This is a genomic window from Vibrio fluvialis (genome assembly GCF_900460245.1).
Classification (GTDB): domain Bacteria; phylum Pseudomonadota; class Gammaproteobacteria; order Enterobacterales; family Vibrionaceae; genus Vibrio; species Vibrio fluvialis.
The window spans coordinates 1,299,992-1,316,209 of record NZ_UHIP01000001.1 but is presented as its reverse complement, the minus strand read 5'-3'; the positions used below and the strand labels follow the sequence as shown (position 1 = coordinate 1,316,209).

14 protein-coding genes are annotated in these 16,218 nt (G+C 50.0%); 6 read left to right on the top strand and 8 right to left on the bottom strand.

Annotated features, from left to right (window positions below; all coding sequences use genetic code 11):
* Positions 1 to 149: 149 nt before the first annotated feature.
* From DYA43_RS06255 to DYA43_RS06240, 4 genes are all read right to left on the bottom strand, one after another.
* The gene (locus tag DYA43_RS06255; RefSeq protein ID WP_055453658.1) at positions 150 to 1,280 is read right to left on the bottom strand and encodes a lipocalin-like domain-containing protein; all 1,131 of its coding nucleotides are present in this window, start codon (positions 1,278 to 1,280) and stop codon (positions 150 to 152) included.
* Entirely contained in the window at positions 1,280 to 3,733 is a 2,454-nt protein-coding gene (locus DYA43_RS06250) for an ABC transporter permease (RefSeq protein WP_062789260.1), read from the bottom strand. The genes DYA43_RS06255 and DYA43_RS06250 overlap by 1 nt, the downstream gene beginning before the upstream one ends.
* Positions 3,714 to 4,385 (bottom strand): ABC transporter ATP-binding protein, encoded by a 672-nt coding sequence (locus DYA43_RS06245; protein ID WP_020330341.1) that lies wholly within the window; start codon positions 4,383 to 4,385, stop codon positions 3,714 to 3,716. The genes DYA43_RS06250 and DYA43_RS06245 overlap by 20 nt, the downstream gene beginning before the upstream one ends.
* Before the next feature lie 123 nt (positions 4,386 to 4,508).
* Positions 4,509 to 5,885: an MATE family efflux transporter gene (locus DYA43_RS06240; protein WP_047457626.1), complete on the bottom strand. Its 1,377-nt coding sequence runs from the start codon at positions 5,883 to 5,885 to the stop codon at positions 4,509 to 4,511.
* A 100-nt stretch (positions 5,886 to 5,985) separates the two neighbouring features.
* Between DYA43_RS06240 and DYA43_RS06235 the strand changes: the two genes are divergently transcribed.
* Positions 5,986 to 7,422: a DUF2867 domain-containing protein gene (locus DYA43_RS06235; RefSeq protein ID WP_061056452.1), complete on the top strand. Its 1,437-nt coding sequence runs from the start codon at positions 5,986 to 5,988 to the stop codon at positions 7,420 to 7,422.
* A gap of 38 nt (positions 7,423 to 7,460) precedes the next feature.
* Here DYA43_RS06235 and DYA43_RS06230 read toward each other — a convergent pair whose 3' ends face one another.
* The 3 genes from DYA43_RS06230 to rsuA all read right to left on the bottom strand — a co-directional run bounded on the left by DYA43_RS06230 (position 7,461) and on the right by rsuA (position 10,194).
* Complete coding sequence (locus DYA43_RS06230; RefSeq protein ID WP_061056451.1) at positions 7,461 to 8,120, bottom strand: DUF2913 family protein; 660 nt, start codon at positions 8,118 to 8,120, stop codon at positions 7,461 to 7,463.
* Complete coding sequence (locus tag DYA43_RS06225) at positions 8,120 to 9,328, bottom strand: Bcr/CflA family multidrug efflux MFS transporter (RefSeq protein WP_020330337.1); 1,209 nt, start codon at positions 9,326 to 9,328, stop codon at positions 8,120 to 8,122. The genes DYA43_RS06230 and DYA43_RS06225 overlap by 1 nt, the downstream gene beginning before the upstream one ends.
* A gap of 164 nt (positions 9,329 to 9,492) precedes the next feature.
* Positions 9,493 to 10,194: a 16S rRNA pseudouridine(516) synthase RsuA gene (gene rsuA, locus DYA43_RS06220; RefSeq protein WP_061056450.1), complete on the bottom strand. Its 702-nt coding sequence runs from the start codon at positions 10,192 to 10,194 to the stop codon at positions 9,493 to 9,495.
* A gap of 86 nt (positions 10,195 to 10,280) precedes the next feature.
* Between rsuA and radD the strand changes: the two genes are divergently transcribed.
* The 5 genes from radD to rplY all read left to right on the top strand — a co-directional run bounded on the left by radD (position 10,281) and on the right by rplY (position 15,059).
* Positions 10,281 to 12,017, top strand: a complete 1,737-nt coding sequence (gene radD, locus DYA43_RS06215; RefSeq protein ID WP_055453661.1) for a DNA repair helicase RadD — start codon at positions 10,281 to 10,283, stop codon at positions 12,015 to 12,017.
* Positions 12,018 to 12,097: 80 nt separating this feature from the next.
* Positions 12,098 to 12,487, top strand: a complete 390-nt coding sequence (locus DYA43_RS06210; RefSeq protein ID WP_020330334.1) for a PepSY domain-containing protein — start codon at positions 12,098 to 12,100, stop codon at positions 12,485 to 12,487.
* Positions 12,488 to 12,496: 9 nt separating this feature from the next.
* Positions 12,497 to 13,156 carry a response regulator transcription factor gene (locus tag DYA43_RS06205; protein ID WP_020330333.1) on the top strand — a complete coding sequence of 220 codons (660 nt, stop codon included), beginning with the start codon at positions 12,497 to 12,499 and terminating at the stop codon, positions 13,154 to 13,156.
* The gene (locus DYA43_RS06200) at positions 13,146 to 14,492 is read left to right on the top strand and encodes an ATP-binding protein (RefSeq protein WP_061056449.1); all 1,347 of its coding nucleotides are present in this window, start codon (positions 13,146 to 13,148) and stop codon (positions 14,490 to 14,492) included. Before DYA43_RS06205 ends, DYA43_RS06200 begins: the two co-directional genes overlap by 11 nt.
* Positions 14,493 to 14,780: 288 nt before the next feature.
* A complete protein-coding gene (rplY, locus tag DYA43_RS06195; protein WP_004725590.1) occupies positions 14,781 to 15,059 on the top strand; it encodes a 50S ribosomal protein L25 in 279 nt (92 codons plus the stop codon).
* 142 nt (positions 15,060 to 15,201) lie between these two features.
* Here the strand turns inward: rplY and DYA43_RS06190 are convergent, their stop codons facing one another.
* Complete coding sequence (locus tag DYA43_RS06190; protein WP_061056448.1) at positions 15,202 to 16,188, bottom strand: HAD family hydrolase; 987 nt, start codon at positions 16,186 to 16,188, stop codon at positions 15,202 to 15,204.
* Between the last annotated feature and the right edge of the window lie 30 nt (positions 16,189 to 16,218).

The following is a 16,218-nucleotide window of genomic DNA, read 5'->3' as shown; positions in this document are numbered from 1 at the left end:
CGAAGTATTCAGCAATTCACCACGTAATTTCTTTCACCATTAACCAAACCATAAGTATAGGAAATAAAACACAATATTTGGTAAAACATGCATAACAAAAACGGGAACCGCTAAGCGATTCCCGTTTAATATCGGTTAGTTAGTAAAAACTAATAGCCGGTCAACTGCATAAAACCTTCCGCATTATGCGAACCAACGGTATAGATAGGCCCCTCCCAGTACGGCAGGGCAAAAGGCAACCAGAGATGTTGATTTAAAACACTGGTCGTGAGGTTAATGTTTTTACTCGGAATGGAAATATGCCACTGCAACGGAACCATCTTACCGTTGGCTAAGGACGTCAGATGAACAGGTGTAATGTTGATATCCGATTCGCGCAGTGACATCACTTTGCCGTCATTGGTTGCCAGAGTGCCAAACACATAAGGCAACTGCTGCGCATGACGATAACGGCTAACCGTCAGCGTAGTCTGCTTGTCAAGCTTGAGAACAAACCAGTCCCAGCCCTGCTGACCTTCCGCCAACAGGCCACTGCCCCACTCTTTACTGACCCAGGCAGAGCCTTCAACTTTCACTGGCGCTGAGTTTTTACTGAGCTGCAGCTCGCCACGCACCTGAATAAACGGTGCCTGCACATTGTATGAAGCAACCGGTAACAGATCGTGTTTGGTTTGATAACCCTTGTCGCCGGGCAGCACATAAGGCCCGGACGCCGTCATTTGCAACGACACACCAAATGAGTCAGTGACCACACTTAACAATCCGGGTAACGGTCCGTTACCTAAGGAGCGCCAGTCCCAGTTATCAATCCAAAGACGAAACGGTTGATTACTCATGCCAGCCTGACCGATGCCACCGCGTGCCATTCGTTGCTCTCGCCAAACGTGGTCGCGAGTGGAAATGACGGTATGCGACAGATACAGTTGCGGGCTTTGCCAGCCAATGGTGTTTCGATCATCATTGGCAATACGGAAATAGCTCCACTGAACACCATATTGCTGACCGCTGGCATCCTTAACATTGGCAAAGAAGTGCCACCATTCATGCTGAAATTGTGGGTGGAAAGCAAAATCGTCCGGCAGAATCACCGCTTTATTGGGCAGAACTGGTTCATAAACCTGATGTTGCTGTGAAGACAACGCCGCATGAATTTCATCGCTGCTCGATTGTAACTGCGTCGACAGATAAATCTCACGCATCAAGTAGCCAACGAGAGAAAAGACTAACGCAAAAAACAGCGTCGCCAGAATTAACCTCATGCCTTTTTTCATCGTCATCATTACAGCGCATCCCTTAACGACTTCATTGCTGGCTGCCTAACCAAACGAATAACGGGCAGTGCTCCTGCGATGATCAGCGCAAACATCGACCATAAAGCCGTATGGGCATATGCAGCAGGGATCAATTGCAGTTCAATTGTCCAACCAAATGATTGCCGAATCACTACGTCCACCACCAGTTTTGCCAATGCAATTCCGAGCGGCATCGCGATCATGAGCGTGATGGCACCAAACACAAACAGCTGCAACGCACCAATCACTACCAACTCTTTACCAGACACCCCCAAGCAACGCAGCAAAGAGATATGTCGTTGGCGAGAAACTTCACCAGCCAGCGTGGCGAAGAAAATGCCGCACACTGCAATCAAGAGAGTGATATTGCCCAGCGTACCGGCAATCGCAAAGGTACGGTCAAAAACGCGCATCGCCTGATTGTGAATACCCGTGTTGTCGAACACACGTTCAGAATCCAAACGGAAAACGGTATCCAGACGTTTTTTCAACCCTTCACCATGAATACCTTCTTTCAGTTTGACGGCCAGTGCAACGTTGCCCGTTCCGGCAAAGGCATACAGCCAGTTGCGATGAGACATCAGCACCTGATTGTAAGGGTTTCCGTAGTCGTAGTAGACGCCAACCACCAGCCAGCCCTGCCCCAGAGGCATCGAGAGATCAATATAATCACCGGGGCGAATTCCCAATTTAATGGCCATTGACTCGCTGATCATCACCCCACGTGAATGATGTAAATGGTACCAATAGTTCGGCACGCCCAGCTTGACGGTCAGTGAATCAAGTTCACCATCCGAAGCTCCAGTACTGACGACTTGCAGTACACCTTTGTCGGTAGAGAAATCTTTTTCCCAACGCCACCAAACATCTTTGACTTCCGGTTGTTTGACCAGCCAATCACTCATTCTTGATGCCGAGCTGTTGGTTGGATAGAGATACACGTCAGCAGCCAGTCGCTGCGTCAACCATTTCTCTGTGGTGTCACGGAAGCTGCCAACCATGGTTTCGACGCCGATATTGGCCGCCATAGCCAGCATAAAGGCCATGGTCGCCACGCCGCGATAACTCATGCTCGCGGCCGCATCCGCGAAAAACCAGCGAACTTTGACCCAGCGCAGCGTGTACGAAAAACTGTTAAACACTTTCCAGATAAGGAACGGCGTAATCAGTGCCACACTCAACAGCATCAAGGCAATAATTGCAAAACCGGAAGACTGGGATTTTGGCGCCTGATAAACCGCCAGTGCCGCGATAAACAGGCCGCATGCTACCAGCGCTTGCAGAGTAAATTCCGATCCGGCAAAGCGTACCAGTGACAGACGTGTCGTCAGGCGGATCGGCTGAGATTTAAGCAAACGAATGAGTGGCCAGGCACATGAGGCAAAAGCCCCAAACGTGGCCAGAAACAGACTGTAGCTGCTCCATGACCAATCCCAACTAATTGAAAGGCCAACATTCGCGTCATAGAGATTGGCTAAACTGGCCGATACCGATGGGATCAACTTATTCGCCAGAATCAGACCAAACGCATTGCCGCACAACCAGCTTAAAATCACCAGACCTAACAGCTCAAGAGACAGCGCTTTAGCCAGTTGCCAGCCAGAAACACCGGTCTGACGCAGTATGCCGACCAGTGGCTGGCGCTGAATCAGTGACAACGACATCGCCTGATAAAAGATGAATAACCCAACCAAAAACGACAGCATCGCCATCGCCGTCAGGTTCATGTGGAAGGCATTGGTTAACGATTCCAGTTCAGAACGGCTGCTGCGAACCAGCGTCATGCCGTTTGGTAATGCATTCTTTAGGGCTTCAAGCTTCTCAGCGGGCATATCGCTGCACGCAATCACCGATAAACCCGAGCTCTTTTTCAGCATGCGAACCAACGACAAATCGGCAATCACTCGCGTGCCGTTGATCAGGTTGTCATTGTCAATCAGTACCGGGCCCAGCTTGGCGCCATCGTCCAATTCAATAAAGTCGCCATCAGACCAGCCCTGAATCGACGCAAAATCCTGACTGACCATGATCGGATACGGCGGCGACATCAAGGTTAGCGTATGCATTTCGCTGAGGGTTTTGCCATTGCCCAGAGGCAGCATCGCCACGGGGTCGATGCCAAGCAAGGTCATGTCAGTGCCGGATTTTGTTGTCAGACGGTAGCTATCGAAAGGAGCACACTGGTTAAAGCCATCACGGCGCAACTGGACATAAAAGCCCTGTGGGATTTTGTTGGCGATATGTTTGGTTCGAATGCGATACGGAAGAGGATTTGAGAATAGTTTTTCACCATGCTCATAGCTTTGACGAGCATGCTGGTTAATCGCGGTTACACCAACTAATAAGGAGACACTGAGCGTAAGGCCCAGCCAAACTAAGAAAATTTGCAGTGGGTAGCGACGGTAATGCCCAAGTAGTGCTTTAACTACGGGCCATAACATGAAGTTGTCCTCCCTGGAGACGAATGCAACCTTCCATGTGTTGCGCCACTTTTTCACTGTGCGTCACTAGCAACAGAGTGCAATCCAGTTGCCTTGCCAACGTCGTCAGCAAACGCATCACTGCTTCTGCATTACGCTCATCCAAGCTACCTGTCGGTTCATCGGCGAGCAGCAACGTCGGCTCCATATACAGAGCGCGGGCGATCGCTGCGCGTTGCTGCTGACCACCGGAGACTTCTTCCGGATAACGTCCAAGCAGCGGCATTAAATCCAGCGCTGACAAAATCTGACGCCACAAGCCCGGATCTTCCGGTAAGCCTTTCAGTTGGCGGCAAAAACGAATGTTGTCTGCGATATTCAGCGTTGGCAACAGGTTAAACTGTTGAAAGATATGACCAATATTATTACGACGAAACGCGGTACGTTTGTGTTCAGCGTTATTGTGCATCGCGAAATCGGGGAACCAGATTTCACCAGAATCGACAGTATCCAGCCCCGCAATCAAATTGAGCAGTGTACTCTTACCCGAGCCACTTTCTCCCATCAATGCTAACTGATCGCCACGATTTAACGTCAACTGCGCCCCCTGTAAAACAGGGTGGAATTCATCACCATCCACATAGCCTTTGGACAGGTCTTTCAGTTGTAACATCAAATCGCTCACTGTCGTTTCAAATTGGACTGAGAATCTACACTAATTCCCTTTCAGTAGGAAGTATTTTGGATATTAGATCACAAAATATGCACCAAAATGCATTATTAAACCGCCTTACGTCTAGTTTTCGATCAAATTCCGCATCCACTTCTTGCTCTTCATACGCCAGGAAGAGCCAAACCATTTGACGACTTCTTCGGTCAAAAACAGCAGATAAATCCACTCTGGTTTCACATTCAGGTAAATTGCTGCGAAAGCCGCCAGTGGAATACCGATTAGCCACTGGGCAATCATGTCCTGCCCAAGGCAGAATTTCACATCCCCGCCCGCACGCAGTACCCCGACGATCACCGTCATTGGGATCGAACGCAACACGATACCCAGACTCAGAATCATGATGAATTTCTCTGCCAGTTCGCGGGTTTCAACCGTTAGAGCACTAAACGAGTTCAGGATCGGAATCTGTATCACAAACAGCAGCATCGCCACAACAATGCCGACCACAAAGCTCAATATCGTAATGCCAATGGCCTGATAATAGACCGCATCGTAATTTTTCGCGCCCAGCTGGTTCCCGACCAGCACAGCGGCCGCATTAGACATACCGATCAACAGGCTGAGTGAGATGGACTCTACCGGCGTCATCACCGATAGTGCCGCGAGCCCCTGCACACCGGTTTGCCCCATGATCGCGTGGTAAGCAAACAGCCCTCCGGCCCAACTCAGGAAGTTAAATGTGGTCGGCAGAGACAACTTCAGAAAACGTGCGATAGTGTGCCAAACCAGAACCGCGCGCATATCACCCAGATGGAATGCCAGCAGATGATGCTTGCCGTACAGATAGCCATAAAGTGTCACAACTTCAATAAAACCACTGAGCAGAGTCGCAATCGCTGCCCCTTGAATTCCCATCGCCGGAAAGCCGAACTTACCGAAGATCAGAATCCAGTTGAGAAATACGTTCGATAAAATGCCGATGCCACTGAAGAAAGTGCTGATACCTGGTTTGTGCATCGCACGCAGTCCAACAGCCATACTGCTCACACAGGCAACCGCGAACATACTGAATGAAGTAATCACCAGATACTCTGTACCCAACTCGTTGACCCGTGCTGAATCAGTTGTCAGCCCCATGATCTGCGTTGGGAAGAACAGAAACAGCGCCACCGTGAACATGGCAAAGAACATCGATACCAGCCAGGTGAGCGCGGTGCTTTCCCGAACCCCTTGTTTATTGGCGGCTCCCCAGTACTGCGCGGTAAGTAGCGCACCGCCCGTCGTGACCCCGACTAACATAATAGTGGTCACAAAGGTGGCGCGAGCTGCAACACCCACCGCCGCAATTTCGGCTTCCCCAAGTTGGCCTAACATCAGCACATCCACCAGACCACGGCTGGAAAACATGATACTTTGCAGACTGATCGGCAGCGCAATCGCGACTAAGCGGCGGAGAAAATCACCCTTTGTGTAATGTAAAACTTGAGAGACAACAGACAACAGACCACCTCAAAGGCAAGAGTTTGATAGCAAGGGGAAAAGTGAGCAGCTATTATACGCGTATGCGCATAATCACACCACTCCATTCAAGGGACGACGAATGAAGAAAGTTCTAGTGCTGGGAGCCTCTGGCTACGTAGGTTCTCAATTGCTTCCACAACTCCTTGATGAAGGTTACGAGGTCACGGCAGCATCGCGCCATACTGACTACCTCACTATGCGCACCGCGCCTCACCCGAACCTGACCATCACTCCCCTCGACTTGGCGGATGAAGCCGCTACACTGACGCTGGTACCACAGTTTGATCTGGTATTTTTTCTGGTCCATGGCATGGCTCAGGGGCACGACTTTGTTGATTACGAACTCTCCCTCGCCCACCACTTTAAAAACGCGCTCGATCAAAGTCAGGTTCAGCACGTTATTTATCTAAGTGCGCTTCAACCACAAACCGGTAACTCCGAGCACCTCAAAGCCCGACGTGAAACCGGTGATATTCTGCGTCAATCCAAGGTTCCGGTCACTGAACTGCGTGCGGGTGTGATCATCGGTCCTGGCTCAGCTGCTTTTGAAATCATGCGCGATTTCGTCTACAACCTTCCCGTATTGATCGCGCCGAAATGGGTTGATTCCAAAGCCAATCCGATTGCGCTGGCGAACCTCAATCACTATTTGCTTAAACTGGCACAGGAATCTCCCACGGGCCATCAACTGTTTGAAGCGGGAGGACCCGATACCCTTACCTATCGTGATCAGTTTCGCGTGATCTGTGAACTGGCTGGTAAACCCTTTCGTTTGTGGTCTACTTCCCTGCTGACTCCGCGTATGGCTTCGTATTGGCTTGGTTTAGTCACGTCGGTGCCTTCGAGCATTGGCCGCGCCCTTCTGGCGGGGTTGGAGCATGACTATGTAGCTAACTCGAGTGAGATTCAGCAACGCTATCCGCAACCGTTAATCCGCTACTTTGACGCGGCGAAACGCACTATTGAGCAAGAAGGCACCTTTGTACGCAGTGAAGTCTGGGGCTTTGATCCGGGCGCACTGAATCGTTGGCAGCCGGGGTTTGGCTATTATCCTAAACAGGCGGGCGCAACCATCACCACCGAGGTTAGCGCGCACCAGTTGTGGGCCGTCATCCGCACCATCGGCAGCCGTGAAGAAGGTTACTTCTTTGCCAATGTACTATGGCGCACCCGTGAATGGCTCGATCTATTCTTTGGCGGCGGCAAACCCGTTCGTCGCAGCCCGCCGGGTCCAGAGCTGCAAGTGGGTGATTTCATTGACTCGTGGAAAGTCATCCGTAGCGAACCCAATCGTTTTTTGTCACTGTTCTTTGGTATGAAAGGCCCGGGGCTTGGCCGCCTAGAATTTACGATTAAGGAAATTGAAGGCAGACGCGAGCTCAATGTAACCGCATGGTGGCACCCGCAGGGATTCCTTGGCTTGTTGTATTGGTTCGCCATGATGCCCGCCCATCTGTTCATCTTTAACGGTATGGTGAAAGCCATCGTGAAAAAGGCGCAACAAAAAAGGCTCTGAACATCAGAGCCTTATCAATACGATTTCACTGCCAGCGATCAGTCCGCTTTGAACGACAGCGGAATTTCTGCCACCTGCTGTCCCATGTTGCCTGGGTAAATCAGGTACTCACCATGATATTTGACGTTCGATTTGTAATCGGTACGCTTGTGAAGCATAAATCCGGCTGCCGCAGCTTTCTCGACAAATCCGGCATGGAAACCGCGCACAAACCAGCTCATCGGTTTAACCAGCAACACACCGTCAAAGCACGATTCACATTGCACGGAACACAGTGCCAGTGAGTTCTGACCGTCAGTAAAGATCTGCACTTTACCGCAATCGACTAACGGCTCAGACGTCGAGATTTCCCATCCGTCCTGCTCCATGCTATCGAGAAACTGCTCAACTTTTTTATCAGTGATGGTGTTGTCACGTTCACCGCTAAAAAACGACGCGTAATAGCCAGAGATGCGTTTAAAGGTAAACAGCAATTCCGACTGATTGCCTTTTGAACGGCCCGCTTTCTGCCAGCGCGTTAAGTCGTCGACCACACAGCGATGAAAACGTTGGCTCTTCAATGCCTTGGTAACCCAATGCACTAAAAAGTGATTGTTGGCCACTGGTGCGTTCACCAGTTTGCCTGAACGATGTTCAGCGTCTAACTCTGCCAATGCCGAGTTCACGACATTCTGAATTTCCAAGTAATAGTCTGACACTACGCTTTTCTTCCTAAGGTCCAATAAAAACCGACCGATAATACCGAACATCCGGCCATAACGAAAATCATTGGCCACGCAACGCCGCTTGGCATTGCAGCAACCACAGCGCCAATCACAGAGCCGGTACCAAAACGCAGTGTACCCGCCAGTGACGATGCTGTCCCCGCCATACGAGGGTAGCCACTCAACAGCAAACCCATCGAGTTACTACCAATGGTTGAGATTGTGCCGACAAACAGCACGACAAAAGGCACCGTGCCCCACAGACCAGCATCCAGCATCCAGCCGACAAACAGGCCAATACCGGCCAATAACTGAATGAACAGGCCGAAACGCAGCATCGCATGCGAACCGACTTTCTTCACGAAGCGGCCATTTAAGCTCGTCATGGCGATCATCGCGACAATGTTCAGGCCAAACAAGTAACCAAACTCATTCGGTGTCACACCATACAGATCGATATAGACAAACGAACCTGCGGTTAGGAATGCAAACATACCAGCAAATGAAAAAGCACCCGAGAAGATCAGCCCCATCGCCTCACCGTTGCGACACAGCTGAAGGTAGTTTTTAATCGTACTTCTGAAATGCAGAGGTTGACGGTTGTCTGCCGACAATGTTTCCGGAATTTTCCAGAACACCATGGCAATCACGAGCGCAGAGAAAATCGCCAACGCCCAGAAAATGGAACGCCAACCGAACCACACCGCCAAATGCCCACCAATCATCGGGGCAACCAGTGGAGCCAACGTCACCACCAGAGTCACAAACGACATCGCTCGCGCAAAATCCTCTCGATCGAACATATCACGCACCACGGCCTGAATGACAACCGCCGCCGCCGCACCGGCAAAACCTTGCGCCGCACGAACGGTGGTTAAAGCATCAATACCATTGGTCGTCGCGCTGACCATTGAAGCCACCGCAAACAGGAAGACACCGCACAGCATAACAGGACGACGTCCGTAGCTATCAGCTAAAGGACCATGCAAAAGTTGGCCGATAGCAAAACCGGCGGTATAAGCCGTCAGCGTAATTTGAACCGCACCAGCACTGGCACCGAGATCTCGGGCGATCGCTGGCATCGCTGGCAGATACATGTCGATCGCTAAAGGGGTTAACGCACCTATCGCGCCAAGAACCACAAACAACAGAAAACCGATCTTCGAAGCATCGTGTTGGGGGGATGCAGTATTAGAGGTCATAAATCTCCGCTCTGATATAAATACGAAGTGCGACAACAAGGTGCCGCACTTAGGATAGTTTAGTAAACGCGCCACAGATTAGGGAAATACGCGCAAACTTCTAGTTCTTATTAGGAAACAAACTATTTCCTAAATTACATTTTATTTCCTGACAGAGTCGTCAATTACTTCCAGATAGACGCCACTTCTTCTTCGGTCAGATAGCGGTATTCACCCGGTTCCAAGGCCTCATCCAATACGATGTCACCGACACGCTCACGGTGCAGACCCACGACTTTATTGCCCAGCGCGGCAAACATACGTTTCACCTGATGGTATTTACCTTCGTGAATGGTCAGCAGTACTTCATTTTCGTCTGCATTAACCAGTTCCATTTGCGCTGGCAGAGTCATTTCACGTTCGTTACGCAGCTCAATTCCATTCGCCAGTTTCTCGGCGTAATCAGCCTGCACAGGATCAGCCAGCCAAACGCGATAGGTTTTGTCGCACTTGTGTTTTGGTGACGTAATTCGATGTGACCACTGTCCATCATCGGTGATCAGCACCAGCCCCGTGGTATCCACGTCCAGACGCCCGGCAAAATGCAGGCCTCGCATATTCACTCCATCGAGCAAAACAAACGCCGTGTGATTAAAACCGTCTTCATGTGAGCAGACAAATCCTTCCGGCTTATACAACATAATGTAGCGCGGCCCTGTCAGCGAAAGCTCACGATCCTGCCATACCACCACGGAGTCGTCCGTCACTTGTACTGAACCGCTTTTCTGAACCTTACCATCGACGGTAACATCACCACTTTTCAGAATCTGAGTGGCTTCTTTTCGCGTGCTGCCCAGCGCATCACACAAGAATTTATCTAAACGCATGAATACCTCATCTGCTTCAAGTCGGGTATTATAGCGAGCTGACACTAAATAGTTGAGCTATTTCACAGAAATTATCGCCGGCCAGCATGTACACACTTCGTCCTTATCAAGCAGATTCCGTCAAAGCGGTCATCCACTACTTCCGCCAACACTCCACTCCTGCCGTCATCGTGCTTCCCACAGGCGCGGGAAAAAGTTTGGTGATCGCCGAATTAGCGCGCCTGGCAAAAGGTCGAGTTCTTGTGCTGGCACACGTTAAAGAACTGGTCGAGCAAAACCACGCGAAATACGAAGGTTATGGCCTCAAAGGTGCCATCTTCTCGGCAGGCCTTGGCCGCAAAGAAACCGATCAGCAAGTGGTGTTTGCTTCGGTGCAGTCGGTCGTTCGCAACCTCGACGCATTCAAAAACCAGTTTTCATTGCTGGTCATCGACGAATGTCACCGCGTGCCGGATGACAAAAGCAGCAGCTATCAAAAAGTCATCACTCACCTGCTGGAACTCAATCCGGGAATGAAAGTATTAGGTCTGACTGCTACGCCATATCGATTGGGAATGGGTTGGATTTATCAGTATCACACCCGCGGTCTGGTGCGCAGCGAAGAGCCACGTTTTTTCCGCGATTGTATCTTTGAACTACCGATCCGCTACCTGTTGGATGAAGGATTCCTTACTCCAGCGCGCCTTATCGACGCCCCCGTGCTGAGTTACGACTTTTCGCAGCTCAAGCCTGCCAACACCGGCCGCTACAAAGAATCTGAAATGGATTTGGTGATTGAACAATCGAAACGCGCGACACCGCAGATTGTTCAGCAGATCATTCAGCTCGCCGCCGATAAACAGGGCGTGATGGTGTTTGCCGCTACCGTGCGCCATGCACAGGAAATATTGGGCTTACTGCCACAAGGCGAATCCGACATCGTGATTGGTGATACGCCGTCACCGGAACGTGACGCCATTATTCAGCGCTTTAAGCAGCGTGATTTGAAGTTTCTGGTTAACGTATCCGTACTGACCACTGGTTTTGACGCACCGCACGTCGATCTGATTGCTATTTTGCGCCCGACGGAATCGGTCAGCTTGTATCAACAAATTGTTGGTCGTGGCCTGCGCCTTTCTCCGGGGAAAACCGAATGTTTGGTGCTCGACTATGCGGGGAACACCTACGATCTGTATCAGCCGGAGGTAGGCGACCCCAAGCCGGATTCCGACAGCGAAATCATCACCATCCCCTGCCCGGCCTGCGGCTTTAACAATAACTTTTGGGGCAAGCTCGACAACAACGGTTTTTTGATAGAACACTACGGCCGCCGCTGTCAGGGCTACTTTACTGATGAAGAGACTGGCGAGCGCGAACACTGTGGTTACCGCTTTCGCGCCAAATACTGCGGCGAGTGCGGCGCAGACAACGACATCGCCGCGCGAATTTGTCATGAATGCGATGCGACGCTGGTCGACCCGGACAAAAAGCTCAAAGAAGCACTAAATCTGAAAGACGCGCTGGTGTTTGAGTGCCTCGACATGGATCTGTCCGTACTGAAAGATGACAAAGGCAAATCCCAGCTCAAAGTGACCTATCGCGGTGACAACAACGCACAGGTGCACGAGTTCTGGTCGTTGACGACAGCGAAACAAAAAGCCACGTTCAAAGAGCGCTTTGTGCGCCCTCATCTGGCCGACAAACATCGTCCATTTGATGAAGCATCGCCAAGCAAAGTGGTGAATAATCAACATCGCTTCCGCCCGCCCCAGTTCGTAATAGCCCGTAAAGTCGGTCGCTTCTGGAAAATGCGCGACAAAATCTTTGAGGATGAACTGAGTTAATCAGCGTAAAGTAGTTGATTCACTTTCTATTCATTTTCATTTTTATATACTGACGGCATGTGACTTAACAGGTAGCTAATATGTTGAATCAACACATGAAAGCATTCGCATGTCTTGCTCTTTTCAGTAGCCTCTCTCTGCCAGCACTCGCTGACCACGATGCCTCGCACGAACTGATTCAAGACGCCTATAAAGAAGGCGCCCACGTTAAAATCGATGAAGATCAGGACGAAGTGTATGAAGCGGTTCGTCAGGGTAAAATTCGTCCTTTTTCCGAACTCTACGCCACCATTGATAAGCAGTTAAATGGCCGCGTGATTAAAGTCGAACTGGATGAGGATGACGATGAATGGATCTACGAACTCAAACTGGTTTATGACAATAAAGTGATTCGTGTGGAATACAACGCCACCACCCTTGAGCTAATGTCTATTCGTGGACGTAACGTCCTCGATGTCATCAAAAAATAGAGAAACATCATGAAAATACTGGTAGTGGAAGACGACGCGCGTTTGGGTGAACAGATCATTGAGTCACTAGAGCAAACTGGCTGGGTACCCGAATTATCGCAGGATGGGATTGATGCTCTTTACCGCGCAACGTCTGAAGAGTGGGATGTGATCGTGCTCGACCTTGGTTTACCTAAGTTAGACGGGTTAACCGTTCTCAAAGGTATTCGAGATGAAAACATCAACACGCCAGTGGTGATTCTCAGTGCGCGCGATACCTTAACTCAGCGCGTTGAAGGTCTAAACGCAGGCGCCGACGATTACCTCACCAAACCGTTTGAAATGGTGGAACTCATCGCCCGCATTCGTGCACAACTGCGCCGCGCTTCAGGGAACGCTTCACCCGTGATGCAAATTGGCGATTTAAGTCTGGATACTCGCACATCGAAAGTGATGTGGCGCGGACAAGCCGTCAACCTCACCGCGTTGGAATATAAAGTGGTCGCCTATTTTATGCATAACCCAGAGAAAGTCATTTCCCGCACTGAGCTGGTTGAGCACATTTACAAGCAAGATTTTGATCGCGACTCAAATACCATTGAGGTTTTCATCGGCCGAATCCGCAAGAAAATCGCACCGAACATCATTAAAACCGTCCGTGGTTTAGGGTATCAGTTGTATGCCGAATAGAGAGTCGCCGTTCAAACGCCTCAGTCTGAAAAGTCGTCTGTTATTGGCGGCGACCTTATGGCTCGGCGCGATGATTCTCGCAGCAGGCTATATCATTCCAAGTCTGGTAAAAGAGTATTTGGTGTCTGACGTTCAGAACCAGCTTCGACTTTCCATGGATGAAATCACCGCCAACCTTGAGGCCAACGACCGCGGCGGCCTGAGCCTTGCCATCCGCTTATCCGATCCACGCTTTTACCAACCCTATAGCGGGCTTTACTGGACAGCCAGCGTCGGCGATCAGGAATTGCGTTCTCGTTCGTTGTGGGACAAATCGCTGACCAAACATGAACATGGTCTCAAGACGACCTACCTGGGTGCAAAAGATGAACCCTTAGTGATCCTCACCCGCACCGTCTATCTGCCGGAGTTCTCAAACCCAATTACGATTTTTGTCGGTGTCGATGAAGCCCCAATCATGGATACCCTCAAACAGGTGGTCAGCCAACTTTGGGTCATACTCGGTTTGTTGTTTGTCGGTGTACTGGTGCTGATTGCCGCGCAAATTTCCTGGTCGCTGTGGCCACTGGGCAAAATGCAAAAAGAGTTGGTCGCCCTACGAAAAGGCGAACAATCGGGATTGGACGAAGCTTATCCAAAAGAGATTTCACCGTTGGTGAACGACCTCAATGCGTTGTTGTTTCACTATCAGGAGCTTTTAGAGCGAGCTCGCAACCATGCCGGTAACCTGTCGCATGCGTTGAAAACGCCACTTTCCGTCCTGAAAAACGAGATAGAAACGCTGCCGTCTGATCAGCGTGAAAAGCTGCAACTGCCCATTGATCAAATTCAAAAGCAAATTGACTACCACCTCGGGCGCGCGCGAATGGCAGGTTCTGCAAACATTCTGGCGGTAAAAGCAAACCCCAGCGAACGTGTCGACGCCATTTCAATGGCTTTTGATAAAGTGTATGCCGAGCGTGAAATTGTCTTGGTAAACGAACTTGATTCTGAGCTGGAAGTCGCCGTCGACACCACCGACTTTGATGAAATGATCGGTAACCTGTTGGAAAACAGTTATAAGTGGGCCTGTTCCTTGATTCGGGTCCACAGCCGCGTAGTTGACAAGAAGTGGGTCGAAATCTGTGTTGAAGACGATGGTCCAGGAATCAAAGATGAAGACTTAGACAACGCAGTCAAACGCGGAGTTCGGTTGGATGAAACTCAACCGGGTACCGGGCTTGGCCTCAATATCGTCAGTGAGATGTCACACAGCTATCAGGGGAAACTCTCGCTTTCGCGCAGCCAGCTGGGCGGTTTAAAAGCGGTGCTCAAGTTAAAACAACCCGCTCTTTAGCTTTTTGAACAGTCGAATAGCAACGTCTGATGCCGGGCAGCATCCTCGTTTAGAATCACGTATTTTGACGTCTTTGCGCAGGATTGATGGTTAATCCGCCAAACAGTGGTGAAATTCAGGCCCAACAGCCGTTAGAACCCTGTTTTTCTATTGCTCGAATCGTATTTGAATGATAGTATCCGCGCTCGTTTTGATGCTAACTCATCGTTGACATCGAAACTTTACCACGGCGACAAGGTCGCATTGTTGCTGTGACGTTACTAATTTACTAATTTGAGAGTAAATACCATGAAATTTGAAGCAGTAGTACGTACTGAGCTAGGTAAAGGTGCGAGCCGCCGCCTACGTAACACTGGCAACTTCCCTGCTATCGTTTACGGTGGTGAAGCTGCGCCAGTATCAATCACTCTGAACCACGATGACATCGTGAACCAGATGGACAAACCTGAATTCTACGAAGCAATCGTTCTTGTGATCGATGGCGCTGAAGTTAAGGTTAAGCCACAAGACGTTCAACGTCACGCGTTCAAGCCAAAAGTTGAGCACATGGACTTCATCCGTATCTAATTCCCTACCAAGGAATTAGTTGGATTAAATCCAACCTTTTGCATACATAAGACAATCGGCCTTACCATCCGAGAATCTAGAAATTCGAAAGCCCGATGCTACCAACATCGGGCTTTCACCGTTTTAGGGGTTCTCTAAAACCTTAGTTAGGATAAATCACCTTCCAGTCAGTTTTCATATCAACAACTGGCCAGCCTTTCGCTTTCGCTTCATCCAAGCCTTTATCAAGTTTGCCGACATGGGATTCTCGGTCATAGCTCCACTCACGTTTGTCGTCGGTGTGATGAATGTAAACCGGTAAACGAAGACCATCACCCGCTGCGGTCCATTGTAGCATCGCCAAATCGCCATCAGAGTTACCAAATGCAGCAATCGGACGATGGCCGATACGTTCGTAAATCTGCTGGGCTTTCACTTCTTTATCATCGTTAACCAGCAAGTTTGGCAGACGTTTCAGCACAGGTTTGCCGTCAAGCATCATAAACTCGGTTTCAAACGTACTGCCAACAATTTGTTCTGGCGGAATGTGATACACCGCTGGTGCCCACGCACGCATAAAGCCTGTGCCGCCACCAGAGACGATAAAGGTTTTGAAGCCGTTGGCTCGAAGGTAATCAAGCACCTCTAACATCGGCTGGAAAACCATCTCGGTGTATTGTTTTCCTGTGGTGGGATGCTTGGCACTGGCTATCCACTGTTTCACAATGGCATCAAATTCATCGGTCGTCATACCTGAGTGGGTGACATAGAGCACTTTGACCAAATCTTCCGTATGCAGATTCTTCAGGTTCCCTTTGAGAACACTGGCGAAGGGTTCTTCCGTCGTCCATTCTGGGTGCTGTGGCGCAAGAGTTTTGACGCGGTCTAACGCGAACTGAACCTGAAAATACATTGGCTGCTCAGACCAAAGTGTGCCGTCATTGTCGAACGTCGCGATGCGCTCTTCTTTGGGAACAAAGTGCTCCGAATTTTTATCTGTCACTTGCTGAACAAATTCGATGATGGATGTTTTTGCTTCGCTGTCGTTCCAGGATGGCAGCGGATCTTTGCTTGCTGCACTCGCCTGAGCAATCAGTACCAACCCCAGAAAAAGTGCTGCCGTATAACGCTGTAGAGGTAAGATTTTCACAAGATGTCTCCTTCTTTAGCCAACTGTAAA